This window comes from Bacillus sp. BC08 (assembly GCF_054326875.1).
In genome coordinates, this window is the sequence record NZ_JBTGPA010000027.1 from 464,958 (window position 1) to 491,001 (window position 26,044).

Here is a 26,044-nt window from a genome sequence, read left to right on the forward strand (position 1 = left end):
GTTATTAAAACATTCTCCTACTCACTATTTTTTAGTATGCAGTTAACGTAATAACAAAAAGCTATTATGTTTATAAAAAACATAATAGCTTTTCTCTTTTCTATAGTAGTAACTAAAAGTCAATAAGCATATTATCTATTAGGAATTAAACTATTTCGAATGATTACATTGGACAAAATCCTTCCATGTACCATTATATAATACTTTATAGACATATTTATTAATAGACCCACTCTACTTCATTTCTCATAATTTTTTGAAACTATTCAAATTTAATTATCACCATGCATTAATTTGAATCGATTACACCATTAACAATATTTCCTTGTAAAAATTCCCTCCCCGTAATTGTAATTTTCGCATTATTTAACACGTTATTTTGAATTACTACTTGAGGTGTACTACTCGTTGTTCTATTATCTATCCCAACTTGCATCAAATTTGTGGAATTTATAATATTATTTTGAATTATCACTTGCTTACCAGTAAACGCTGCATCCAAAACAATAATAGCTCTCTGAAGAGTATCATTTGTAACTTTTATAGTATTTCCCCTTAACACTATTTCATCAGATACATTTTGAATATTCAAGACCGTACCATTTGGTTTTTCTATATGACAATCCATCATCTTGAATGCTTTGAGATTATTCACTGTAAATAACGTGTTATTTCTATCTATACTAAAGAACTTGCAACCTTTTAATTCTAAAGTGCTTCCTGTACTTGCTATCCCCAAAAAGGTTACATCCTTAAAAAAGCAATTTGTATACGTCCCTGCAACTAAGGTTGGAGTTTTAACATTATTAAATATAATATTTTCAAATATCCATCCTGATTTAACTGTTCCTACTGGTACATAATTTAAATACAAAACGTCTTGTCCTTCAAATATACAATTTGAGATAGTTTGCGGTTCATTTTTCAGCTCTAATGTCCACTGATACAATGTTGACAAGGAATTAAGTTTATCTGCATCGTTTATAAAACGACAGGAATCAACTTTAACCGCATATGGAAAGGGAGTATCAATAATCATTTTACTATTAGAAAAAACATTATCCGATATATTAATAGGTCGATTTACATATACACCTTGAACATTTACTTGCGCTCCGTATACATAATTATTGGAAAAAATAACATCTCCTAACAAAGAGACCTTGGTTAATCGGATATTATTCCCTGTTACGATTACCCTATCTGCACCACCATTAATAGACAACCCAACATAAGCATTTGAAATGGTATTCATAATAGAATTATTCGATATATAGATAAATTTCCCATTTACAACAATAATATTATAATTTTTATTATCATGAAAATTATTTCTTTCAATATATATATATTGATTTAAATCATATCCATCTTCAATATCTAGTCCACTTTGTGGATTGGTACCTGCGATGTGATGAATATCATTATCTCGAATATATACATTCTTTGCCCCACATACACTAATCCCTTGTCTACGGCAATCATGTAAATTACATTTTTCTATATAAGTATATTGCGAAAAAGAAGGCACCCGAACATTTATTAAACAATTTGCAGGAGCAGGAACATTCCCTTGATGCAAAACAACTTTAGCATAACTTGCTCCTTTAGGGACTTCTACTTCATCAAAGAATTGTACATTGGTTTTTGAAGATAAAAATATATTGTTTGAGGTGTAAAAAATGACATCATAATAATCGCATTTTATTTCAGAACCCAATGCTCCAAATCCATTTCCATATAATCCAAAGTAACCATACTTGACAATAGTCACTTGAGTCATGTCAATTTGCAAATTGGAACGTATCTTTGTTGTACTACTTACCAATGAACCATCTGTTGTATTAATTGCTCCCTGTTCAAATGAACTTGCTAATGCTGTAGGAAAAGGTGAAATCTGCCCAAAAGTACTGTTCAGTGTAATGGCATCTCCTGTACAATCTAAAATATCTAGATTATCTAAAGATACAAACCGTGTATTGTTCCCCCCATCAGCTGGTGGAGTAAAACTCCCCAATTCAATGCCGTACCCTGCCTCATGTGTTCCCCCACTAGAGTAATCATGTGTATATCTATCTCCTTGGATAATACCATTTGTTATCCTAGAATATACTTGATTTCTACGAAAACTTATAATTGCATATCCAGTCAAATTATTTGTTTCCATTTTTAATGTTGAACCGTTTAGATTCAAAGTTAAATGACTTGGTGGTTCGATGGGTGTTTGTTTATCAATCAAATATATTCCTCTAGGTAACACAACTTCCGTATAACCTTGTTGAGCCGCCCATACTAAAGCATTATTAATACCTTGGGAAGTATTGATAGCATCAGTCCCACCATTCTTAACATCCCATCTATCTAATTCTAATACATATATACTTGTAGAATTTGTATCTTCGAATGATTTTGGAATCCATTTTAATTGCGTACTATCATAAGTTAAAATGTCATTATGAAAAGGAGGCTTGGACACCAAATCTAAATCATTCAAATTCCCAAGATTATCCCTTCTTCTCCACATCAATTCACACCTCTTTTTTGCTTTTCTACATCTTATGTTTCATAAGGTAAATTGATTGGATATAAGAGAAGTAATATCACTTTTTATTGTTTTTAGAGATCCATTATTTAGAAAGCATTTTTACAATTCCTTTCTCCTTCCTAAAAAAATCTATTCTTACTGGCTGTTTTTATTTCAATACTCTTTTATTTATACTATTTAAACTTACAATATTATTAAAAAGGCACTATACTCTTTATACATAACAACCCTATTATTACCTACTATTATTTTCAGAACAACTTAAAATCTCTTCCGTAAATAAAGCATTTTTTGCTGTGATATGGAAAAAATAAAATTATAATTTATGAATAATTATCATTCGAAAATTTCCGAGTTAATGTTTTCGATTTTATTTTTTGTATTAATATCCGGGTTAAGTTAAGGAAATATCTATACTCTTCCGCCTCTTTAAATACCATCCAAAAGATTAGATTCGGAATAATCAGGCACAAAATACTACGTATTGCCATGTCCATAAATATATTTATGTGAAAAATATAACTAATAAAATCCGTTACTATAATAGAAAATAATACAAGCACTACAAACAAAATATATCTAATAAAATATACTTTTACAGATTTTTTAAAGATCATTTTAAATATAATATAAGGGTCATACCAAAAGTAAGTACATAATCTACTAATAACAGTCCCTAAAAGCACTCCTGCTATTCCTATTTGTTTCGCGAGAATTATAGAAACTACAATATTTATAATTGCCGCTATAATAGGTCTGTACTTCCCTTTTTTAAATAAACCTGTGGTTTCTCTAAACATTGTAGTTGTATTTTGCATTCCTGAAGTGAAAAAATTAAGTAATATGAAAAATAATACATACTTATTAAACACATATTCCTCACCTAACCAGATTGTTATGAAAGGATTTATCAAATTCCAAAGGCAAACTGTACAAAATCCATATATCCAAAAATTCAAAAAATTAATCACGCGAAAAATAAAATATTTTTTTTCTGCATTTTCTTTCACATTCAAATTTCCAACACTAGCAGTGATAGAATAAAACAAATAGCCTAATAAGGTATTTAATGTATTTAAGATCAACAAATAATTTGAATAAACCCCAACCCAAATAACCCCAATAAATTTCGATATAACTATATTATCTGTTGCATTAATTACTACACCACTAATTTTATATAGCAACAAGGAATACAAATTCTCAAAAAACTCACGTCTGTCTGTCTTAGATAATTTCGCATTATTTTTTTCTTTTAAAAATGGATATAATTTATTTGCCTTATTTGCAATATATACATTCTCAATTACTTTTAATGTTAATTGAGCTACCAGTACTACAATGTAATCACTAATAATTATTAATAAAACAATTTGTAATGCATTAGATATAATTATGAACAAAGTGTGTATTTTAGAAATAATATAGTTACTTTGATCAGCAATAATAATAGATTGCTTATATACAAAATAATATGATGACACTGAACTTATTAAAAATAAAAGATAGATAATGTTAATGTCTTTAATCGTAGTATCTGCATTCACTAAATGATCAAGAAACGGCAATAGAGATAACCCTATTAATAAAACTACTACTCCTATTAATCTGTATGCTTTTTGATATAAATTCATTAATGCCTGTATTTTATAAATATCCTTCTCAGCTAATGGCCTATATAAACTATATATTATAGCTGTATCAAATCCTAAATTAGCTAGGGAAAACATCAATAGTACACTTGTAAAAAGCCCCTCCACACCTAAATACTCTATACCGAGTGTAAAAATAAAAACAGTTCGAACAACAAATCCCATACCAATACTAATTATTTGTCCAGACAAACCGAATAAAATATTTTTTAAGGAGTTTTGTATTCTCATCGTAATACCTTCTATATTTTAGTTGTTTTGCGTACCCACTCTACTAAATTTAGCACTAATCTTCCTCTTTAAAATCGGGAAAAACTTTGTTATCCTGTATTTTAATAACGCTTTTCTTCGTTGCGCCTTGAAATCATAATCTAGAAACCAATTTAGTAAATTTTTATCTGTAATACAATCACAATTTTGTTTCATTCGCACTTGGATTAAATTCCAATACATTTCAATGAATGTATTAGTAAAAAACTTCACCTCATTATTTAAAGAAGTTTTAACGTACTGATAAAGATTACTTGGAATATTAAAACCATATTCACGAGGGTCTCTCCCTTCAGCGATAATTCCCATAATTGTTCTTAAACATTTTTCACATTTACAACAATTCTCTTCATTTTTAAAACATACCCTGATATTAACAGGTTCTTTACTAGCTGAATAATGGTCCACAACAACTTTAATCTTTTCTTGCCTAGTAAGTTCGTATCCATCATGAAAGACTGTTCCAGATGCATATTTTATTTCATTATCCACAGTTGGATCAGATGCACAAGTAACTTGATATAATGGAGAATTAGAACTTGCAATGTATATACATTTTATCTTAAATTTAAAAGCTATTGGAATAGCTGCAGATATTATTGCTAGACCATGATGCAATCCATGCCACCATGTATCGTTTAACTTTTCTCTAAAATCATGGTCAATGTTCCCTGCAATTATAAAGGTCCCATAGTTAGATTGTATAAAAATATTTTCTAGTCCATTATCCTTTACAAAATTTACGGCATTTTCTTTATCTGCCTCCCATACTTTACTACCTTCTATTTCATTTTCATGCCATCCATATTCAGTAACTAGCAAGGGATGTTTATCTTTTATTCTTATAAATGTAGTAAGTGCATCCAATCCACCACTAAATAAAGATGCCGCTTCAAGTTCCGGAATGTAAACATTATCAATAATTTCTCCTACAACCATGGATCCTTTAAATTTCACACCAGGAAACATGTTTTGATATGCATTTTTTATATTATTTAAACACATATAAAAAGATTTATCTAATTCATTTATTACTATTGTTGAATTAGTAATCCATACAAGAGGAACTACATTCGCAACAAACGGAATGGCCAAAATACTTAAAGGGATATCAGATACATCATAGTTATATTCAAGAAACATATGATTACTTGTCTTAAAATACTTTTGTAAATCCCCCTTAATACTAAAATAATAATCAACCCTATTATTTCTTACGACAATTTTATCGAGAATTATACTATTCATTTGAGCCTCCTAATAAATCGCCATTTTTACCACAATACATTTGTTAATTAGAGAACTGTTTTAACCATTGATTTACTACATCAAAATTCACTTGAACATCCGTGATAAACTCTCCATTTATCCTTTTTTCGAGATTATTTAAATCTTCTCTATCAATCAGATTTAAATTATACGTTTCACCCATCCCCTTAGCTCTTTCATCTATAGAGATAATTATTGCACGTTTTTTATGACGCATAGCAAATATACCGCCATGTAAACGTGTTCCAATATAATCAACGGCTGTATTTAGGATTTTTTCATATGCCTCTATAGTAGGAGATATAATTTTTATACCTTGTATACCATCTAGAGATTTTAAATATTCATAATCATCAGCATCTTGTATCCAAAAGTAGACATTTTCATAACTTTTGTTAAGTATATCTATCAGTAATTGATCTTTTTCACGATTTTTAGAATGATGAGTTAATGTGAAAACAACCGATTCCGATTTTCCACTCGGAATTCCCCTACAAAAATCAGGCGTAAAAGACCACAAAGTTGCACAACCAGTATTTAGAGCTTTAAACCCCATTTCTTCTAAAAAATTTTTTGTTCTTTCATCTCTAACGCTATGTATATATTCATGTGATAAAACTTTTCTATATAACATTTTTGTATAAGGATTTATTTTATTCCCTTTGCCTGCACCCACTCCAACCAGAATACTCCCCTTTAGAGGACCATAATTAAATATATTTATATTCCACTGCGGAAAATGAGTAAACATATCCATTGCTAGTAAATTCGAACCACCTACAAACTTATATTTCGCATCACTATAAATCTTTACCCTATTTGATTTTCTCGCTACTTGGTACCAATGAAAAGGTGAAACATGAGTAGGTAATGTTAAAACATATGCATTTTTAGTTATATCAGAAAGATGATGCTTTACACACTTCATTATTATATCGTCACCCTTATTAAGAGAACCTACTGATGTATCTAATACTAAAACATTATCCATAAAAATAATTCCCCCAAGTATCTTTTATAAATAGTAAAAGATTTTTTAGTTTTATAGCTTAATCTATTCTAATTCAATTAACCTATATATCTTTTCCACTTCCATTTCATTACCATAATTTTTTTGGCTTACATTATTAACAATTTCATTTCTGAATTCAACATCATCAATCATTTTTTTTATTCCTTCGACAATTCCCTTTATACCCATTGGACAAATATATCCATCTACCCCGTTCTCCAACTGACTTTTGGCAGTTGAAAAATTAGTTATTAATACTGGTTTCTTAAGAATTTGCGCTTCCCGAACTGTTACTGCCTTCCCTTCGTACCTAGAAGGTTGTACATAAATATCACATGCTTTTATGTACGGGTACGGATTAATCTTCTTACCTAGTAAAACAAATTTATCTTGAAGTCCTAGTTTATCTATCAACAATTTAAGTTCCGCTTCTTGCGGCCCATATCCAACTATGTACCACTCGATATCATATCCTTGATCTAATAACTGTCTAAGCGCATATATAGCGTCATCAATTCCCTTAGCATGCGAAAGTCTAGCAACAGTAATTAACTTGATTTGCTCGCTATTTATTGATATTTCCTGAGTAATATCTCCTTCATTAGATTGTTCACAAACAAATTCAGAATCAATTATATTTTCTATCACTTGTACCTCTTTATTAATATAAGGTAGACTATTCAGGAATGTCTCTCTACAACTTTCAGAAACCGCCACGATATCATCCATTTCCCTCCACATTTTACATTCCATTTCTTTGTTAAGTTGTATGTTCGAATAATCCGTATGAATCCACCCGATTTTTCTTTTCGCTCGAACTTTATCTCCTATAAAATAATGCGGCCATAAAAAACTTATCGCAACATCGTACTCTTCTCTCAATTTTGGAAGAAATGGAAGAGATATTCTCCATCCATATTGAATGACAAAGTATCCAGGTTCTTTACTATTTACAAACCTTCCATGCATAACACCCATAACTTTTCCTATTATCCTAGTAATTCCAATTGAGAAAAGCCCTTCTTGTAATATCTGTTTAATTGATTTTCTAAAAGTAGTATATCGTTGCAATTCTTCTAATAAATTCGGCTCTTTGGGTAGTAAAGAGAAAAATCCTCCTTCATGTTTAAATAACATTAAATCTATATCATACTTACTGTAATCAATTGTATTTAATAAACCAATCAAACTTCTTTCTACTCCACCAATTTCCATATCAAAAGATGTAATTAATATTCTTTTCTTTTTCATAATAGGATACCTCACAAAATCTATTATTGATTTCTCTTCTTCATTTTATATTAGTATTTTGCTGTTACGCTTACCAATTTCCCTTATACATCAGACATATAAAATGAAAGCAAATTAGATTACCCTACTTCTTCCTTGCACACAATTCCATATAACGATAGCCACTCGTAAATGTTATCGTTAATATCAAAGCCTAACTTCGATATATTGTTAATTATGAATTCCCTGTCTGGTCTTTCTTTTAACAAGGCTTTATAAATTTCTTTACACCATATTTCAATTTCTTCATCTAAGTCAACAAATGACATTATCCCTAACCCCATGTCAGTATTATTAGGTAGTGTATCTGCTACAACACATGGTACACCTGCAGATTGCGCTTCTAAAGTTACAATACCAAACCCCTCAAACAAAGAAGGAAAAATAAAAACATCAAAGCTCTTCATGAGTCGTGGAATATCCTTCCTAACGCCCAAAAATCTAATGTTTTCAAAAATCCCTAATTGCTTTGCTTTTAATTCAATAGAAATCCTTAACGGACCATCTCCTACTAGAATAGCAACATAATTTGAATCTCTTTTTAAAATTTGCTTTAAAACTTTTAGGATAAAAATATGATTCTTTGACTCTGAAAAACTTCCTATATGTCCTATTAATTTTGCTGTATTCGGTATATTAAGTTCCCTTCTTACGCTGACACTACTCCCGGCATCTATATCAGTAAATTGATTAATATCTATACCGTTTTTAATCAGTTTTATCCTCTGACTTTGAAGCATTCTCTCACCAAATAAAAAACGTGCTGCTTCAACGCTACACGCACAATAATTAGTTCCAGCATATTTAATAATAGATTGCAAAACCTTTAGGATAACTCTTGCTTTTATTCCAGAGTCTTGTGGCCAATTATTACTATGGGAATGACAAATCCTCTTTTTTATACCAGCTATTTTTGCCGCTACAGCAACAAAACCACCTTGATAATCCGTATGTGCATGTACAACTTCATATTGATTATCCGACATAATTTTCACAAGTTCTTTAACATAGGCAAAAGGTCCTATTTGTCCTAAACTAGGTACCTTATATATTCGCCCACCTAAGGCCATTATTTCATCTTCGTAATCATTTTTCTCATTTCGATGGGATACAAAATCAAACTGAAGCTGCCCCCTATCTATTTTCCTATATATATTCATTAATAATGTTTCAGCTCCCCCGCGATTCAGGGCGCTGACAATGTGTAAAACCTTCTTTTTATTTATAGGTTCAGACTTAGAATCTATCCCCATTCAACAATCCTCTCCTAGCATTTTGCAATTTATTATCAAAGTAGATTACTCTTATAGATAATTCCCAAAGTAATGACATGTTCATATACAAAATAAATAAAATAGCACACTAGAACTGCATAATAAATCAACTTTTGATCTTTATCTGTAAATGACTTCACAACCCAAGAAATTAATATTAACTGATATAATCCAAAATATATGGAGAATCTAGCAAATATCCAATTTTGTGTTGAAATAATCATAAAAACAAGACCTAATATAGACATATTTACAATATAATCACTTTCAGGGAATAACGCCCTTATTTTATCTTTCCCAAGGTAAGCCAGTATAATTGGCACTATATTCACAGCAACCCTAAGTATATTGGCACCACCTTCATGAAATTCCTTATATTGACCATATTGAGTATTTCCAATAGCCGAAAATAAAATTTCCGAAAACTGATTAAAACCTATTACTACACATACCGCTAAAAAAAGGAGCAAATATGTCGTTCCTGACCAGGCTTTTTTTCTTACAAAAAAGTATATTGGCATTAAAACTAATGCACTTGCATGAAATGTTGATGCACATAGTACAATTGCTACATATTTTTTCCATTTCCCTTCAGAAATATATTTTGTGGCAGCAAAAATAATTGCAGCGGCTAAATATTGCCTAATCCCATTCATTGATGTTAAATACATACCCGACGTAATATAAACATATAAACTCAATTCAATTAGTCTTGAATATTTATATAGTGTTGCTACAATGAGTACATTTGTTATCAATGCTGTAGTAAAAACCATTACTTGAGGATTATCCGTATATTTTTTCAAAACCATTTGAAAAATATTAAAGCCCATGTCTTTGTTAGTTTGAACATATTCCCAATTAAACTCCGTTATTTTATATGCATGCATATAAAAATAAGTATCTCCAATATTATTTCGAAGCCCCGCCACCAACACAAGAGATAAAGCCGCCATTATAATCAACAGCCTATTGGGCTTTATCAATGTAAGCCTATTAGTCACTGATATTGCAAAATACCTTGCAAAAAATGCGAGCATGAATACGATAGCAAGATTCATCCAAAGTATGGTCATTATTCTGTCCTCTCATTTAATTACTAAATAAGTCTCTACATGTTTACTTTCATTTTTGTTTTCATTGTAATGTAACTATAAAGGATAGCCCCAAATGGTAGTGCGCAAAGTGTCAGTCCTTTACATGGCGATTCTTGTATAAACCTTCTATTTCTCAATATGAAACTACTAGATACATAATGTATAGCTTGCCTATACTTAAATAGTCGATTCGTAAAAGGCAATTTCATAAGTTCCTTGCGATAAAAAGCAAAACCTTTTGGATTTTTACGGTATTGATTTAGCATATTCATTGATGATCCATCAGCCATGTATTCCACATAACAAAGTGCTTCGTTCATTAATAACATTTCATATTGTTGATCTAACATATAGTATTTATATGCTAACCCTACATATTTTTCATTTTTAAAAATGGGATATGGATATTTCTTAGTCAATTGTGTGCGATAGACCAGTTTTTTATCACCTGTGACACCATGTGTGTTGTAAAGATCAAAAAGTGTGGAGTATTTAAGATTCTCTGGTAACTTTGAGCCAATTATTTGCCCATTTGTATACAAGTCCAGTCCAATTATTCCACTAACTTCAGCATTTCCATAGCTACCCCAAAAAGAAAGGATTTTTTCTACAGCATCATCTGGCATATAATCATCTGAATCAATACAAACATTTAACTCCGTATCAATCATTTCATAGGCTGTATTATGTGCACCATGCATCCCTTGATTTTGTTGCCAATGATACAGAATTTTGATTTGTTTTTCAGCTATCCAGCTATCGACCAATTCTTTTGTGTTATCATTAGATCCGTCATCTATTATTAACCATATAAAACTCTTACATGTTTGACGTTTTAAACTCTCATAACAATTTGTAAGACAATACGCTCTATTATAAGTAGGGGTGAAAATCGTTAAATTCTCCATATTCCTCACCTCGAAAGTACTGAATAATAGTCTTGAGTTAATTCTGCCGTATGTTTTATATCGTAGCCTTTGTCTAAAAATATTTGAGTTGGTATTTTTCTCGACAAATTACTAATTTCTATATTTTTCATTTTTTCTATCCAAGCCTTTTTATCTGTCAGAGGAACATGTTCAACTAGGTTCATTCCCAAGTCCACTTCTTTCGTAATTGCATCTGATATAATACAAGGTAAACCAACTCCTTGCGCCTCTATGAGAGTAAGTGGTAATCCCTCATGTATGGATGGAAAAACAAATGCATCAAACGCTTGAAGTACCCTCTCTATATCTGCTCGTATCCCAAGAAATCTTATATGATTCTCCAAATTCAATTCCCTTACTTGATTTTCAATTTCCACACGAAGTGGCCCTTCGCCAGCTAATAAAAGCATTGAATTTGGCCTAAATCGGGTTAACTGAGCGAATAATTCTATAAGGTAAGTATGATTTTTTTGTTGAGCAAATCTTCCAACATGGCCAATAACAAGAGCGTCTTGCTCAAGTTGTAATTCTTCTCTAACTTGTTTTCTCATTTCTGGACAGAACAAAAATCTATCACAATCGATTCCATTTTTTAAGATTTTAGCTACATCAGCTTTACCTGAAAATAACCACCTGGCAGCAGCGTTTGAACATGCTAGCAAGTGTGTTGCACATGTATCTATAGATTTCCCTGCATACCATTTATAAATTTTTGCAGCAGTACCACCTTCACTACTAGTATTATGACTATGCGCAATCCTAACTGGCACCCTTGCTTTTTTTGCTGAACGAAGTACAAATCCACTCATTTTATCCATATGTGAATGAATAATTTTATATTGTGGATGAGAGTTAAAGAAGGTATTGAGAGCCTTTATATAACCTCTATGACCAACATCTGTAACGTATGGAATTCTATGAACTTCCCCGCCCAACTTTACTATCTCTTCATCAAATACTCCCTCTTTACAAGTTAAAAAATCAAATTGTACTTTTGAGCGGTCTATATTACGATACAAATTCATAATTAAAGTTTCGGCTCCGCCTCTATTCATATTTACGACTACATGTAATACTCTTAATGGAGTGCCCAATTTAAATCCTCCATTTCATCCATATAACTTGTATAAATTTCTTTTTTCTCTTTCAACACTTCATTAACTGAATATTCATTCGCAATAATAGTACGTCCATACTGTCCAAACTGCGCTTGTAATTTAGTATTTTTAGAAATAGTATTGATTCTTTCAGCCATCGTCTTTATGTCATCACGTTCTATAGTCCAACCATTTTTATCATTAATAATTAACTCCCTATGCCCTCTATTACTTGTAGCGATAACCGGAAGTCCACAAGCCATGGCTTCCATAATATTAACTGGCAAACCTTCCCTGTAACTGGATGCAACAGCTAGATCACACATCTGTAGCAAATGGTTTATATCATGTCTATAACCAAGAAAGTGCAACATATTACTCACCCGAAGTTGAGTAGCTAGTTTTTTGCATTCTTCCATTAACGGCCCTTCACCAGCAAGTAAAAGCTTCGCATGCGGAATTTCATTTCTCAATTTTGCTAATACATGAATTAAAAAACTTTGGTTTTTATTCTTATTAAATTCAGCAGCATAAAACATTAAAAAATCTTGTGGATTATAGTTAAATTTTAGCTTTAATGCTTGTTTTTCCGTTTCAGTTACTGGGGTAAATCTTTCTATATCTACCCCTACACCATGAACGAGTTTAATATCTTTCGCTTGAAAACGATGTTTAACTGCTAAATTGTAATCTTCTTGGTTAATTGTTATAAGACAATCTGTATTAATTGCCAAACTTCTTTCAATTGGATAATATAAAAGCCAATTTATAAACGATGATCCTTTACAAAAGTGAAATCCATGTGCCGTATATATGACCTTCGTCCCTTCCCTCCTTGCTTTCCGAGCAGCTAGACGAGCAATTACGCCTCCCATAGGCGTATGACAGTGAATGATATTATATTTATTTTGATGCATAATTGATTTGAGTTTTTTATATGCATGAAGGTTTTGTATGCTAAGAGGTGATCTTTGAATAGGAATATTATATTTTTCAGTTACATACGGAAGGTGTATATCCCCATTTGCTGCAACGTGTACTTCCCAACCTTGGTCTGCAAACCATTTCAAATACGGTAAATGAAAAGCTTTAAAATGATAATCCACAGTTGCACAAAACAGAACTTTTTTAGACACCATCCCACGCACCCGTCTTATTATGAATTTTTGTCATTAACCTGATACTGGTATTAATAGTTTTAAAGTTTTACGCTGATTCACTAAATTTAACAATCGCTTTCTCAGTTCAAATTCATCTAATTCTGTATATTCAGAAATTATTTTTTCTATTTCTTCTATACGAACATTCATTTCTTGCCCTACATAAATTCTTGGGTGGACTTGCTGCTCATTCATCTCATCTTCTTTTAGTAATTCTTCAAAAAGTTTCTCTCCTGGGCGTATACCCGTAAATTCTATTCCTATTTCATCCACGGAGTTTCCTGACAATCGAATGAGGTTTTTAGCAAGATCTACTATTTTTACTGCTTCTCCCATATCCAGCACAAAAATTTCTCCACCTTTAGCTAACGCACCAGCTTGTACTACAAGTCTAGACGCCTCCGGAATTGTCATAAAATAACGAACCATATCTGGATGAGTAACAGTAACTGGTCCACCTTTTTGAATCTGCTTCTTAAATAAAGGGATAACACTCCCTCTACTCCCTAAGACATTTCCAAATCGTACAGTAACAAACTTTGTATGACTTATTTTATCTTTATGTTGTATTACCATCTCAGCTAATTTCTTTGTTGCCCCCATAACACTCGTTGGGTTCACTGCTTTATCTGACGAAATCATAACAAACGTTCCTACTCCATGTGTTCTTGCCGCCTCTGCTATATTCATAGTCCCAATCAAATTATTTTTAACAGCCTCTTCAGGATTGTTTTCCATCAATGGTACATGTTTATGTGCAGCAGCGTGATATACAACATGAGGAAAATGTTTTTTCATTATTACATGCATCTTCTTTTCATCTTGAATATCTGCGATTTCTGGAATAAACACGCCTTTCCTATCATTATGTTTTTCATTTAATTCCATTTCTATTGAATATATACTGTTTTCTCCGTGCCCTAATAAAATCAATTTTTTGGGCTTAAATTTCGCAACTTGTCTACAAATTTCTGAGCCTATCGATCCACCTGCACCAGTAACTAAAATGACTTTATCAGTTATATAATCTGAAATGATATCCACATCTAGCTCTACAGGATCACGCCCTAATAAATCTTCTACTTGAACATCTCTGAATTCATTCACTGAAACTTTACCTGTTACTAAGTCTTCTAACATTGGAAGAATTTGCGTTTTCACATTTGTTTTTAAACAATCTTTTAAAATAATATTCCTTTCTTTTTTGTTTAACGAAGGAATTGCTAAAATTATCATTTCAATATTCAGTTTTTTAATAACGTAATCAATTTGGTTCATACCACCAATTACAGGAATCCCCCAAATATCTAGATTATGTTTTTTGACATTATCATCAATAAACGCGACTGGCATTAATTCCGTAGCACTGTTCTTTAACAACTGTCTAGCAACCATTGTCCCAGCGGATCCAGCACCAACAATTAACGTTCTTTTCTTATCGCCTTTTTTAACATAATAAATATCTCTGTACATTCTCCAAATAAAGCGAGAACCACCTATTAATAAAATATGAATCATCCAAGTAACAACTAACAATCGAAAATACATTTTCCCCATGATTAATTGCTGCACAGCCGCTGTAGTAAGTATAGAATATGTAACAACCTTGCATATAATTAGCAATTCTCCTATACTTGCATATTCCAATGCCTTTTTATATAACTTATAAATAAAAGCAAACAAATGATGACTAACTAATAAAGTGATAGAGCTAATAACTGATGATAAAGTGATAACACTGAAGCTAGCATTTACAAAAAAATAACTAAAAAAAATAGCAGTTAATACTATCAGTGAATCCATTAAAAGCAATAACGATATCCTCCGGCGATACGTCATATAACTTCCCCCTTTAATCAATTCCTTACTTAACTCTTTCAAACTTAAAGTTTCTAACTATATTCTCTTTATTAAAAACATATAGTTAGAAACTTTAATAAAACATGGGCATCTAACCCTCCCTCACATTACACTTTTGACGACCGGCATCTAAGGTTATTTTCACAACCCACAGCATAATCGAGTGCCTCCATTGATAACGGTTAGGAGACATCACCATATCACAATTTCATTGAATTTTCTTTATAACGAACAATTTCACGTACGAATGTTTAATTTAATAATATCTTTTATACTTTCCCATTCAAAATCGCACCCAATATTCTACTTTTCGTAAAACTTAGTGCCCTTTTCGTTTCAAGTGCATCTTCGTTCACAGTGCGATTATACCGGATTACCAAAAGTACTCCTTCACACTTATCAGCTAATATGCTCGTATCTGTTACTTCTAATACAGGAGAAGAGTCAAATAATATGATGTCATATCGTTCCATCGCCTTTTGAATTAGCATATCCATTGCCTCTGAACTAAGTACTTCTGACGGATTGAATGGTACTGGACCGCTAGTTAATACATCCAGACTTTCCATCTTTGTTTTTTTTACAGCACCCACTAAATTTGTTTTTCCGTTTAATATGTCAGTTAATCCAATTGTATTTTCCACTCTAAACATTTCATGAATCGTTGGTGTTCGTAAATTCGCGTCTATTACCAATACTTTTTCGCCTTTTTGCGCCATTGAGACCGCTAAATTAACTGTAATTGTTGATTTCCCTTCACCGTACCTCGGAGAAGTAATCACTATCGTTCTACTTTTATGAATCGACGAAGATAATTGAATGTTAGTTCGTAGCGAACGATACTGCTCCGAAATTTTCGATCTTGGGGCGGTATACGCAATCATACTTTCTCCTTTAACTTTATTTGTTTTCCATCTATTTTTGTATGCCACTCTGTTCCCTCCCCCAATAACACTGTATTTTTCCCACTAAATTTGTCTTTCATATTCTTCTTATTCATTTTAGAAATTCCACCTAAAACAGGGATATCTAACAATTGTTCAATTCGTCGTTCTGATTTGATTCTCTCATCCAATGAATCCAATAAAAAAACAAAACCGATACTGAGCACCATACCTAACGTGAATGCGATTAGTATCGTCTTAAAGTGATTTATATTTATAGGCATAGAATATTTTTGAACTGGATCTTCTGGTAATATGCTCACATTATTAAAATTCAGTATATTAGCTACTTCTTGTTTATAAACAGCCGCTGTAGTATTTGCAATTTTATGTGCAAGCACAGGATCCATATCCACTACATTTATCCTCATAATTTGAGAGCCTTGTACACTTTCCGTACTTATTTGTCCACTTAATGCACCTGCTGATCTGTTTATATTCAATTCAGCAGCTACTTTTTCTAATATTACAGGCTCATTCACCAACGCTTTCAATGTATTCATCGTTTCAGCGTTAGCTTGAACAATTACCCTTGCTGAGGAAGCATACAGAGGCGTTTTCATATACACACTATACAAAGCTCCTCCTACCGTTGTAAGAGTCGTAAACAATAGCAGTATCCACATCCTTTTCCATATTACAGTGAATAGATTTTTCAAATTTATTTCCTTATTCATTACTTCTCCCCCTCATTTAATACCAATGAGATTTCAGTTGAACATTCCATAAAAAAACAAAAATAAAATTATTATTTTTATTTTTCGAATATACAAAACTCCCTAATTACTGTCATTTTAGTTCTTTATATAGAACGAGTCAATATAATTTATTTTTGTTTAAACACTTCTTAATTTCAGTTCAAAAATTACGACAATATTCTTCATAATTCACTGTAGATAAATGACGAAAACCCTCTATTACTGCGGTATCAGGGGGTTTTTCTTTGTATTGAAACTTATTTCAACAAGACTTTTCACCCCATTAAAATAGGTCATATATATTAAACAATTCACTTTTTTTCAAATGATATTCATTTTGCATAGTTATTAGCAAGTACATTTTGGAATTTGCTTGCCCCTTTCTATTCCTCATATAAAAATGCCCGATAAATAAAAAACCCTCAACACGTTATGTGTCAAGGGTTTAAGTTTCTTAGTATAGAGACATATATTGATCGCGTTCCCATTGGTGAACTTGCGTGCGGAATATATCCCACTCAATCTCTTTTGCTTCGATGAAGTGCTCAAGTAAATGGTCACCTAGTGCACGACATACTACTTCATTAGATTGTAATGTAACTAATGCTTGCGCTAATGTTGCTGGTAAATCAACGATACCTGCTTCTTCGCGCTCTTCTTTTGTCATTACATAGATATTACGGTCTACTGCAGCTGGTGGCGTTAATTTGTTTTTAATTCCGTCAAGACCTGCTGCTAATAATGTAGCCATTACTAAATATGGGTTTGCAGCTGGGTCAACACTACGTACTTCTACGCGTGTACTAATACCACGAGATGCAGGGATACGTACTAATGGGCTACGGTTTTGTGCAGACCATGCTACGTAACAAGGAGCTTCGTATCCAGGTACTAAACGCTTGTAAGAGTTTACAGTTGGATTTGCTACCGCTGTAAATGCTGGTGCGTGTTTTAAAATACCTGCGATGAAATGACGAGCATCATCACTTAATTGTAAGTCACCGTTTTGATCGAAGAATACGTTCTCACCATTTTTGAATAGTGATAAGTTACAGTGCATACCTGAACCGTTCACACCGTATAATGGTTTTGGCATAAATGTTGCATGTAAACCGTGTTTACGAGCAATTGTTTTTACAACAAGTTTGAATGTTTGAATATCATCACATGAGCGAATTGCATTTGCATATTTAAAGTCAATTTCGTGTTGCCCTGGAGCAACCTCATGGTGAGACGCTTCAATTTCAAAGCCCATCTCTTCTAGTTCAAGAACGATATCACGACGACAGTTTTCCCCTAGATCCATCGGCGCAAGGTCGAAGTATCCACCGTTATCGTTTAATTCTAATGTTGGATTTCCTTTTTCATCTACTTTAAATAGGAAGAATTCTGGCTCTGGTCCAAGATTGAAATCTGAGAATCCTAAAGCTTCCATTTCTTTTAACACACGTTTTAAGTTGTTACGTGGGTCTCCATCAAATGGAGTGCCATCTGCATTGTAAATGTCACAAATTAGACGAGCAACTTTACCTTTTTCAGCAGTCCATGGGAAAATTACCCAAGTATCTAAGTCAGGATATAAATACATATCAGATTCTTCAATACGTACGAAACCTTCAATCGAAGATCCATCAAACATCATTTTGTTATCAAGAGCTTTCGTTAATTGTCTCACTGGAATCTCTACGTTTTTAATTACTCCTAAAAGGTCTGTAAATTGTAAACGGATATACTTTACATTCTCTTCTTCCGCCAAACGGAAAATATCTTCTTTTGTGTACCTAGCCATTATAAATTCCTCCTTAGTCCCTCTAAACACCTTCAGAATCAGTTATCCTTAGTGAAAAAACCTTGAAATATCCCCTTGTCGCAATGAAGTTCGATTAAATCTACCTGTATGTTGTAGTTCATCTCGAAGTATTTTGCGAAGCTCAGTTTTTGAAATTTCTTTCGTTTCTTCTTTTATTTTCACTGTTTCTGTTTGATTTTCTTTCATTAGTAACACTTGTTTAATACCAGCCATATTCAAGCCTTGATCTAATAAATCTTTAATCTCTAACAACTTATCTACATCGTTAAATGAAAATAATCTACGATTTCCCTTTGTACGGGTTGGAGAAACAAGATTATGCTCTTCATAGTAGCGAATTTGACGTGCAGATAATTGTGTTAAATCCATAACAATACCAATAGGAAACAGCGGGGCAGAACGTCTATCTTCTTTCATTGTTTCAGTTCCTCCTTCGCCTTAACTGCTTCTCATTTTATAACATGTTATGTTTAGTGTCAATAGATGTTAGCTTTTCTTACATGATTTTTTTATAAATTTTTTCATTCTTTTTTCTAATGAAATAAATCATTACTTTCATTAGAAAAAAGCTGTCGAAATCGACAGCTTCCCCTTAAGAAATTGTTAATAATTCTTTTTCAATTAATGCATCAATTGCAGAACAAATCGCTATCTTCACATGTGAATAAGTTAACCCACCTTGCACGTAAGCAACATAAGGCGGACGAATTGGACCATCAGCTGACAATTCAATACTTGCACCTTGAATAAACGTTCCCGCAGCCATAATGACATCATCTTCATAACCTGGCATATAGTTGGCATATGGAGTGAAGTGAGAATTAATCGGAGATGCATATTGAATTGCTTGGCAGAATGCAATCATACGATCTTTATCATCAAATTGAACAGACTGAATTAAATCTGTTCGTGGCGCATTCCATGCTGGTGATGTATTCATTCCTAACTTCTCTAAAAATGCAGCTGTAAAAATCGCACCTTTTAGCGCTTGTCCCGCTACATGCGGCGCTAAGAAGAACCCTTGATACATTTCTTGTAGACTGTATAAAGACGCCCCTGCTTCCGCACCGATTCCTGGAGATGTTAAACGATATGCACACGCTTCAACATACTGCTCTTTACCAACAATGTAACCACCAGTTTTAACAATCCCACCACCAGGGTTTTTAATAAGCGAACCCGCCATTAAATCTGCACCAACATGACATGGCTCTTGCTCTTCAATAAACTCGCCATAACAATTATCTACAAATACAACAACATCAGATTTAATTTCTTTAACAAACGCTATCATCTCTTTAATTTGAGAAACAGTAAATGACGGACGAGTAGCGTAGCCTTTTGAGCGCTGAATACCAATCATCTTCGTATTACTATGAATTGCAGCCGCAACAGCTCTAAAATCAACAAGCCCCTCTTCAGTAAGCGGAACTGCCTTATAACCAATATTATATTCTTTAAATGAACCTACACCTTTTCCGCGTACACCAACGATTTCTTCTAACGTATCATACGGCTTGCCAGTGATGTACAATAACTCATCTCCTGGACGTAAAATACCGAATAACGCTGTAGAAATAGCGTGAGTACCTGAAATAATTTGCGGACGAACAAGACCAGCTTCCGCTCCAAATACATCCGCATACACTTTTTCTAACGTATCACGGCCAATATCATCATAACCGTAACCTGTCGTCGGAATAAAATGCGAATCGCTAATTTTATGTTTACGAAAACTTTCTAATACACGAAACTGATTACTTTCAATTACTTCATCCGCACGTTTATGTACTTCTGTAATTTGGCTCTCTACTTCTTTTACAATTGGAGCAATTTTTTCTCCATTTTTCAAACGTTCAAACATTTTTATTTTCTCCTTCTTCCACTAAAAATCTCTTTAATTGCACATTAAGCGATGAATGAGCAAAAATATACCCTACGCAATCATATACAAATTTATCTTCCAAAAACTCCATCTTTGTTAAAAGTGTTTCCGTCTTTAATAACGTTAACAACTTACCTTCACTCGGAGGAATTTCCACTTGATAACGATTCATTTCTTCCTTCATTTTCGTTTCTATCGCTTCTTTTATATGTAATAAATCATTTTCTTCAAAAGCACTAGTCATTAAGAAGTCACTTTTCGGAAACGGAATAAAGTTTTGATGTAATTCATCTTTTTTATTATATAACGTAATAACAGGAATATGATTAATTTCAAGTTCTGACAATAATTGTTTTACTGTTTTTTCATGCCCTACATAATTAGGATCTGCAGAATCAACTACATGTAAAATAACATCCGCTTCACCAGCCTCTTCTAATGTCGAACGAAAAGCTGCAATTAATGACGTAGGTAAATCTTGTATAAAACCAACCGTATCAGTTAGTAATACTGTATAACCAGAAGGTAACGGCATTTTCCTTGTCGTCGGGTCTAGCGTTGCAAACAACAAGTTTTCTTCAAATGTATCAGCTTCCGTTAATCTGTTAAACAGTGTAGATTTCCCAGCATTCGTATATCCTATTAATGAAACTTGAAATACTTTATTATCTTTTCTTCTCTCACGATATCTTTTTCGATGTTCCACAACGACTGCAAGTTGTTTCTTTATTTCATCAATACGTGATCGAATATGACGACGATCCGTCTCAAGTTTCGTCTCACCTGGTCCCCTTGTTCCAATACCACCGCCAAGACGTGACAAAGACAACCCTTGCCCCATAAGACGCGGCATTGTATATTGCAACTGAGCTAATTCTACTTGAAGCTTACCTTCCCTCGACTTCGCACGTTGCGCAAAAATATCTAATATGAGTTGTGTTCGATCAATTACCCTCGCATCTAATACTGAGGATAAATTCCGAATTTGACTCGGCGTTAATTCGTTATTAAATACGATAACATCCGGTTCTAATTCTTCAGTTAACATTGTAAGCTCTTCTAATTTACCTTTACCTATATACGTCGCCGGATGAAACTTCGGGCGTTTTTGCGTTGTAGACACTAACAATTCTGCTCGCGCAGTCTTCGCTAGCGATGCAAGCTCTTTCATGGAATGCATAAATTTTTCATCATCTTCTTGCGGCAATTGACAGCCCACTAATATGACTTTTTCTTTTTCTTCCATCAAATATGTTCACTCATCCTTTTCGAAATTTAAACCTTCTAATATAATAGCAGAGGAAGCACATTTCATCTAGTTAGCGGGGGAGAAAATTCATGGCATGGGAGATTTTTAGCATCATAGGCACAATTGCTTTCGCACTAAGCGGAGCCATTGTTGCAATGGAAGAGGATTATGATATTTTCGGGGTGTATATTTTAGGAATGGCGACCGCATTTGGGGGAGGTGCCCTTCGTAATTTATTAATCGGTTATCCGATTGTCGCGTTTTGGCAACAAGACATGTTATTCCAAATCGCACTTTTATCAATGACAATTATTTTCCTTTTTCCAAATAAATTAATTAGACACTGGAAAAAGTGGGAAAACATCACTGATGCTATCGGCTTATCAGCATTCGCCGTACAAGGAGCATTATATGCTCAGAAATTAAATTTACCAATTAGCGCTACAATTGTAGCAGCTGTTTTAACTGGCATTGGCGGCGGTATTATCCGCGATCTTTTAGCCCGTAGAAAACCTCTCGTCCTTCGAGCTGAAGTATATGCTTTTTGGACGATTCTAGCAGGTTTCTTAATCGGCGCTCAAATTATTGTTAGTGATTGGGCTTTATACACCTTATTCATTTTAATTGTTTGCTTCCGCATGGTTTCTATTCACTACAAATGGCATTTACCGCATAGACGTATCGACACAAACGAACGTTCAGTGCATAAATAGCAATCCAACCTCTTTACAGAACGTAAAGAGGTTTTTCTTTTCTAACGAGTTTTTCTTTACATAATGTTTATACTAATCCTCAAAGCGAGGTGAATACAAATGACAAACCACATTAATAAAGGTGCTCAAAAAAGCTCAGTAGGTCAAATTGGACATGATCCTAATTCTGCACACGAAAAAAGCGCTAAAATGGAACGTTTCCATAAATCTTATCAAGACAAAGCAAAAAAAGAGTAACAGCACTTATACAAAAAACAGACGCACAGTTCACGTACTGTGCGTCTCCTCTTCAAGCATCAAATCACTACTTGATATCCCAATTAGATCATATTTATCATACGTATCCTCTTGCAACAAGCGCATAGCCTGTGTACGAATCGATTTTTCAACAATATTCCGTACATATCTTCCATTACTAAACGATGTAATTTGCGATGAGTACTTTACAGCATGTAAATGATCTCTAAATTTCCATTCAGCCTCTTTCGATAACTGGTATTCACGTTCTTCATACATCCTCTTCCCTATTTCTAACAACTGATTTACCGAGTAATCCGCAAATTCAATTATAAATGGAAAACGGGATTGCAGACCTGGATTTAATGAAAGAAAGTGATTCATCTCTCTTGAATATCCGGCTAAAATCAATACAAAACCGTGTTGTTTATCTTCCATATGTTTCACGAGCGTATCAATTGCTTCTTTCCCAAAATCTTTTTCTCCCCCTCGAGCTAATGAATACGCCTCATCAATAAACAAAATACCTCCCATTGCTTTTTTTATTAAATCTCTTGTTTTTTGAGCTGTATGACCAATGTACTCTCCCACAAGATCCGCACGTTCAGCTTCAACTAAGTGCCCTTTTGATAGAATATTCATCTCAAACAACAATTTCCCTATCATTCTAGCAACAGTTGTCTTCCCTGTACCTGGATTCCCTTTAAACAACATGTGGAGTACTTGCTTCTCAGACTTCAATCCTATTTCTTGTCTTTTTTTATTCACATAAATCCAAGCATATATTTCTTTTATTATCTTTTTTATATCATCCATTCCAACTAGCTTTCCCATCTCTTCTTCAATTCTTTGCAACATCTCATGTTTCGTAGTAGTTTCACTTGAAATTACCGTTTTATTTTCCGCGGCCGGTAAAGAAATTTTCTTTCGATGATTTAACACAATGTTAATTTGATTATTATTTTTCTTTCGCATCGATTGTTCCATACAATCACCTCATTTTATCCTGCATGAACAGACAATAAGACTCCCACCTCAAAATTCAGCAAACGCGAGGAAGTTAGACGAAAGATAACTGCCCGTAAATGCCCGATTGGTTCAACTAATAATCAAGGGGGATGAACAAATACTCCACTGATTAAAGTTTCACTTTATCCACTCACCAAATATTATTATTCCTGTCTCCCTTGCAAATGACTATTTTCAGAAAAGTTTGCTATAATATAAGAAATAATGAAGGTGGTGGGACTATGGAGACAACGGAATTCCATGATACAATACAAGCCTTTTCTATTTTTTTATTGAATAAAGGCCGAAAACCTTCAACCATTAAACGTTATGTTTATGACATTGAAGATTTCGGACATTGGTTAGAAAAAAACAAAAAGCTCCCTTCCAGTAATATATGGGCTACACTTTGTACAAAAGACTATGAAGATTACTTTTCCGACTTAAAAAAGAATCGACATTACTCTGAGAAAACGATGCATCGTGTATTTATTGTATTAAATAGAATGCATCACTTTCTAAACATCCCTAATCCATTAAAGAACATGGAAATTTCTATTCAACCAGACCGCACACTTCGTAATGAGGATTTCATTTCATCTGATGAAGAAAAAAGATTAAAGCATATAGTCACTTCATTAGAAGGACTTTCAGAAAAACAACGTCCTGTGCGCCCTTTACTAATGGATCGTAATATCGCTATTTTAAACTTGTTAATCGACTACGGATTATCCTTACAGGATCTTACAGCATTAACTATGCAGCACGTCCACTTCGAAACAAACACATTATCTATCCCAGCAACCGCAGGGATAGAAAGAACAATTACATTAACTAGCGAAGACAAAAAACAACTATATACTTATTACAAAAGCATCCCAGAACCCGTTCGTCCAAAATACCATAGTAATGACCCATTATTTATTGCATTTGATTTTAATCGCGGAACATACAGATGGGTATACGAAAATGATGCACCAAAGGGATTAACAGAAATCGCTATCCAAAAAATGATTCGCCTTGAAGTATCTAGAGCTAATTTACGTAAAGGAATCTCAGGACAACACTTTCGTAACACCTATATTTTAAACTTAATAAAAAAAGAAACTCCAGAATCAGAAATTATAAAACTAGTTGGATTTAAATCAAAAGTTTCACTCAAACGATATTATCAATACGCAGAAAATAGAAAAAACGCCTTATCCTAAGGCGTTTTTTCTATTTTTTCTTTAAACAAACGATTTTACTATGACCATTTAACTAATTTTTGCATCTACTATGATGAGTTTCGTTCATATCCTCATGAGAAAGGAGAGATTTAATGTCTCATTATAACGACAGTCAGAACAAATTCTCCAAACCATGCTTTCCAAGTAGCGCCGGACGAATCCCAAATACTCCATCAATCCCAGTTACTAAGTCACAACTTAGAACATTCCGCGCAATCATTATCGATTTAACAAAAATAATTCCAAAACTTTTCGCAAATCCATCTCCTCAAAATATTGAAGATCTAATCGATACATTGAACCTACTAAGTAAATTTATTTGTTCACTAGACGCTACTTCCTCCCTGAAAGCACAAGGGTTAGCTATTATTAAAAACTTAATAACTATATTAAGAAACCCAACCTTCATAGCAAGCGCTGTATTTGTTGAACTCCAAATTTTAATTAATTATTTACTTTACATCACAAAGTTATTCCGAATCGATCATTGTACACTCCAAGAACTCCTTAAATTAATTGCAGAGTTACAAACTACTCTAGTTAATTCAGCTTCGTTCGGCAGAGGTCCTACCGGGCCTACTGGGCCTCGAGGTAACACGGGTGCTACCGGCGCCACTGGGCCTCAGGGTAACACAGGCGCTACCGGGCCTACTGGGCCTACTGGGCCTCGAGGTAACACGGGCGCTACCGGCGCCACTGGACCTCAGGGTAACACAGGCGCTACTGGTGCCACTGGACCTCGAGGTAACACGGGCGCTACCGGTGCTACTGGTGCCACTGGACCTCAGGGTGTTCAAGGTAACACAGGTGCTACTG

Annotated in this window: 22 protein-coding genes; 4 read left to right on the forward strand and 18 right to left on the reverse strand. The window is 33.4% G+C overall.

The window, feature by feature from the left end; translation table 11 throughout:
• Positions 1-289 precede the first annotated feature (289 nt).
• From ACXVYO_RS08590 to hflX, 17 genes are all read right to left on the reverse strand, one after another.
• On the reverse strand, positions 290-2,524 hold the full coding sequence (locus ACXVYO_RS08590) for a right-handed parallel beta-helix repeat-containing protein (RefSeq protein ID WP_458466715.1): 2,235 nt from the start codon (positions 2,522-2,524) through the stop codon (positions 290-292).
• 344 nt (positions 2,525-2,868) lie between these two features.
• Entirely contained in the window at positions 2,869-4,428 is a 1,560-nt protein-coding gene (locus ACXVYO_RS08595) for a lipopolysaccharide biosynthesis protein (RefSeq protein ID WP_458466682.1), read from the reverse strand.
• An 18-nt stretch (positions 4,429-4,446) separates the two neighbouring features.
• Complete coding sequence (locus ACXVYO_RS08600; RefSeq protein WP_458466683.1) at positions 4,447-5,715, reverse strand: peptidase; 1,269 nt, start codon at positions 5,713-5,715, stop codon at positions 4,447-4,449.
• Positions 5,716-5,758: 43 nt separating this feature from the next.
• Positions 5,759-6,727, reverse strand: coding sequence for a polysaccharide pyruvyl transferase family protein (locus tag ACXVYO_RS08605; protein WP_458466684.1), 969 nt, complete (start codon positions 6,725-6,727; stop codon positions 5,759-5,761).
• A 63-nt stretch (positions 6,728-6,790) separates the two neighbouring features.
• On the reverse strand, positions 6,791-7,999 hold the full coding sequence (locus ACXVYO_RS08610) for a glycosyltransferase (protein WP_458466685.1): 1,209 nt from the start codon (positions 7,997-7,999) through the stop codon (positions 6,791-6,793).
• Positions 8,000-8,118: 119 nt separating this feature from the next.
• A complete protein-coding gene (locus ACXVYO_RS08615; protein WP_458466686.1) occupies positions 8,119-9,291 on the reverse strand; it encodes a glycosyltransferase family 1 protein in 1,173 nt (390 codons plus the stop codon).
• Positions 9,292-9,326: 35 nt separating this feature from the next.
• Positions 9,327-10,388: an EpsG family protein gene (locus ACXVYO_RS08620; protein WP_458466687.1), complete on the reverse strand. Its 1,062-nt coding sequence runs from the start codon at positions 10,386-10,388 to the stop codon at positions 9,327-9,329.
• A 35-nt stretch (positions 10,389-10,423) separates the two neighbouring features.
• Positions 10,424-11,317, reverse strand: a complete 894-nt coding sequence (locus ACXVYO_RS08625; protein WP_458466688.1) for a glycosyltransferase family 2 protein — start codon at positions 11,315-11,317, stop codon at positions 10,424-10,426.
• A 5-nt stretch (positions 11,318-11,322) separates the two neighbouring features.
• Positions 11,323-12,432, reverse strand: coding sequence for a glycosyltransferase family 1 protein (locus tag ACXVYO_RS08630; RefSeq protein ID WP_458466689.1), 1,110 nt, complete (start codon positions 12,430-12,432; stop codon positions 11,323-11,325).
• On the reverse strand, positions 12,417-13,574 hold the full coding sequence (locus ACXVYO_RS08635; RefSeq protein ID WP_458466690.1) for a glycosyltransferase family 4 protein: 1,158 nt from the start codon (positions 13,572-13,574) through the stop codon (positions 12,417-12,419). Before ACXVYO_RS08635 ends, ACXVYO_RS08630 begins: the two co-directional genes overlap by 16 nt.
• Before the next feature lie 33 nt (positions 13,575-13,607).
• Positions 13,608-15,434, reverse strand: coding sequence for a polysaccharide biosynthesis protein (locus tag ACXVYO_RS08640; RefSeq protein WP_458466691.1), 1,827 nt, complete (start codon positions 15,432-15,434; stop codon positions 13,608-13,610).
• Positions 15,435-15,724: 290 nt separating this feature from the next.
• The gene (locus ACXVYO_RS08645) at positions 15,725-16,387 is read right to left on the reverse strand and encodes a CpsD/CapB family tyrosine-protein kinase (protein WP_458466692.1); all 663 of its coding nucleotides are present in this window, start codon (positions 16,385-16,387) and stop codon (positions 15,725-15,727) included.
• Positions 16,336-17,076 carry a YveK family protein gene (locus tag ACXVYO_RS08650; RefSeq protein WP_458466693.1) on the reverse strand — a complete coding sequence of 247 codons (741 nt, stop codon included), beginning with the start codon at positions 17,074-17,076 and terminating at the stop codon, positions 16,336-16,338. Before ACXVYO_RS08650 ends, ACXVYO_RS08645 begins: the two co-directional genes overlap by 52 nt.
• 475 nt (positions 17,077-17,551) lie before the next feature.
• On the reverse strand, positions 17,552-18,886 hold the full coding sequence (glnA, locus tag ACXVYO_RS08655; protein WP_458466694.1) for a type I glutamate--ammonia ligase: 1,335 nt from the start codon (positions 18,884-18,886) through the stop codon (positions 17,552-17,554).
• 48 nt (positions 18,887-18,934) lie between these two features.
• The gene (glnR, locus tag ACXVYO_RS08660) at positions 18,935-19,324 is read right to left on the reverse strand and encodes a transcriptional repressor GlnR (protein WP_458466695.1); all 390 of its coding nucleotides are present in this window, start codon (positions 19,322-19,324) and stop codon (positions 18,935-18,937) included.
• A gap of 175 nt (positions 19,325-19,499) precedes the next feature.
• On the reverse strand, positions 19,500-20,771 hold the full coding sequence (locus ACXVYO_RS08665) for a methionine gamma-lyase family protein (RefSeq protein WP_458466696.1): 1,272 nt from the start codon (positions 20,769-20,771) through the stop codon (positions 19,500-19,502).
• Complete coding sequence (gene hflX / locus ACXVYO_RS08670; RefSeq protein ID WP_458466716.1) at positions 20,764-22,038, reverse strand: GTPase HflX; 1,275 nt, start codon at positions 22,036-22,038, stop codon at positions 20,764-20,766. The genes ACXVYO_RS08665 and hflX overlap by 8 nt, the downstream gene beginning before the upstream one ends.
• A gap of 92 nt (positions 22,039-22,130) precedes the next feature.
• Here hflX and ACXVYO_RS08675 point away from each other — a divergent pair, with 92 nt between their 5' ends.
• Together ACXVYO_RS08675 and ACXVYO_RS08680 are read left to right on the forward strand one after the other, a co-directional pair.
• Positions 22,131-22,754 carry a trimeric intracellular cation channel family protein gene (locus tag ACXVYO_RS08675; protein ID WP_048544241.1) on the forward strand — a complete coding sequence of 208 codons (624 nt, stop codon included), beginning with the start codon at positions 22,131-22,133 and terminating at the stop codon, positions 22,752-22,754.
• Between the two features lie 99 nt (positions 22,755-22,853).
• A complete protein-coding gene (locus tag ACXVYO_RS08680) occupies positions 22,854-22,991 on the forward strand; it encodes a hypothetical protein (RefSeq protein WP_458466697.1) in 138 nt (45 codons plus the stop codon).
• Between the two features lie 30 nt (positions 22,992-23,021).
• Here ACXVYO_RS08680 and spoVK read toward each other — a convergent pair whose 3' ends face one another.
• Positions 23,022-23,978 carry a stage V sporulation protein K gene (gene spoVK, locus ACXVYO_RS08685; RefSeq protein WP_061677942.1) on the reverse strand — a complete coding sequence of 319 codons (957 nt, stop codon included), beginning with the start codon at positions 23,976-23,978 and terminating at the stop codon, positions 23,022-23,024.
• Positions 23,979-24,241: 263 nt separating this feature from the next.
• On the opposite strand from spoVK, the gene ACXVYO_RS08690 reads away from it, so the two are divergent.
• Positions 24,242-25,207, forward strand: a complete 966-nt coding sequence (locus tag ACXVYO_RS08690; RefSeq protein ID WP_048544247.1) for a tyrosine-type recombinase/integrase — start codon at positions 24,242-24,244, stop codon at positions 25,205-25,207.
• A 113-nt stretch (positions 25,208-25,320) separates the two neighbouring features.
• A partial coding sequence (locus tag ACXVYO_RS08695; protein ID WP_458466698.1) for a collagen-like repeat preface domain-containing protein occupies positions 25,321-26,044 on the forward strand: 724 nt, incomplete at its 3' end.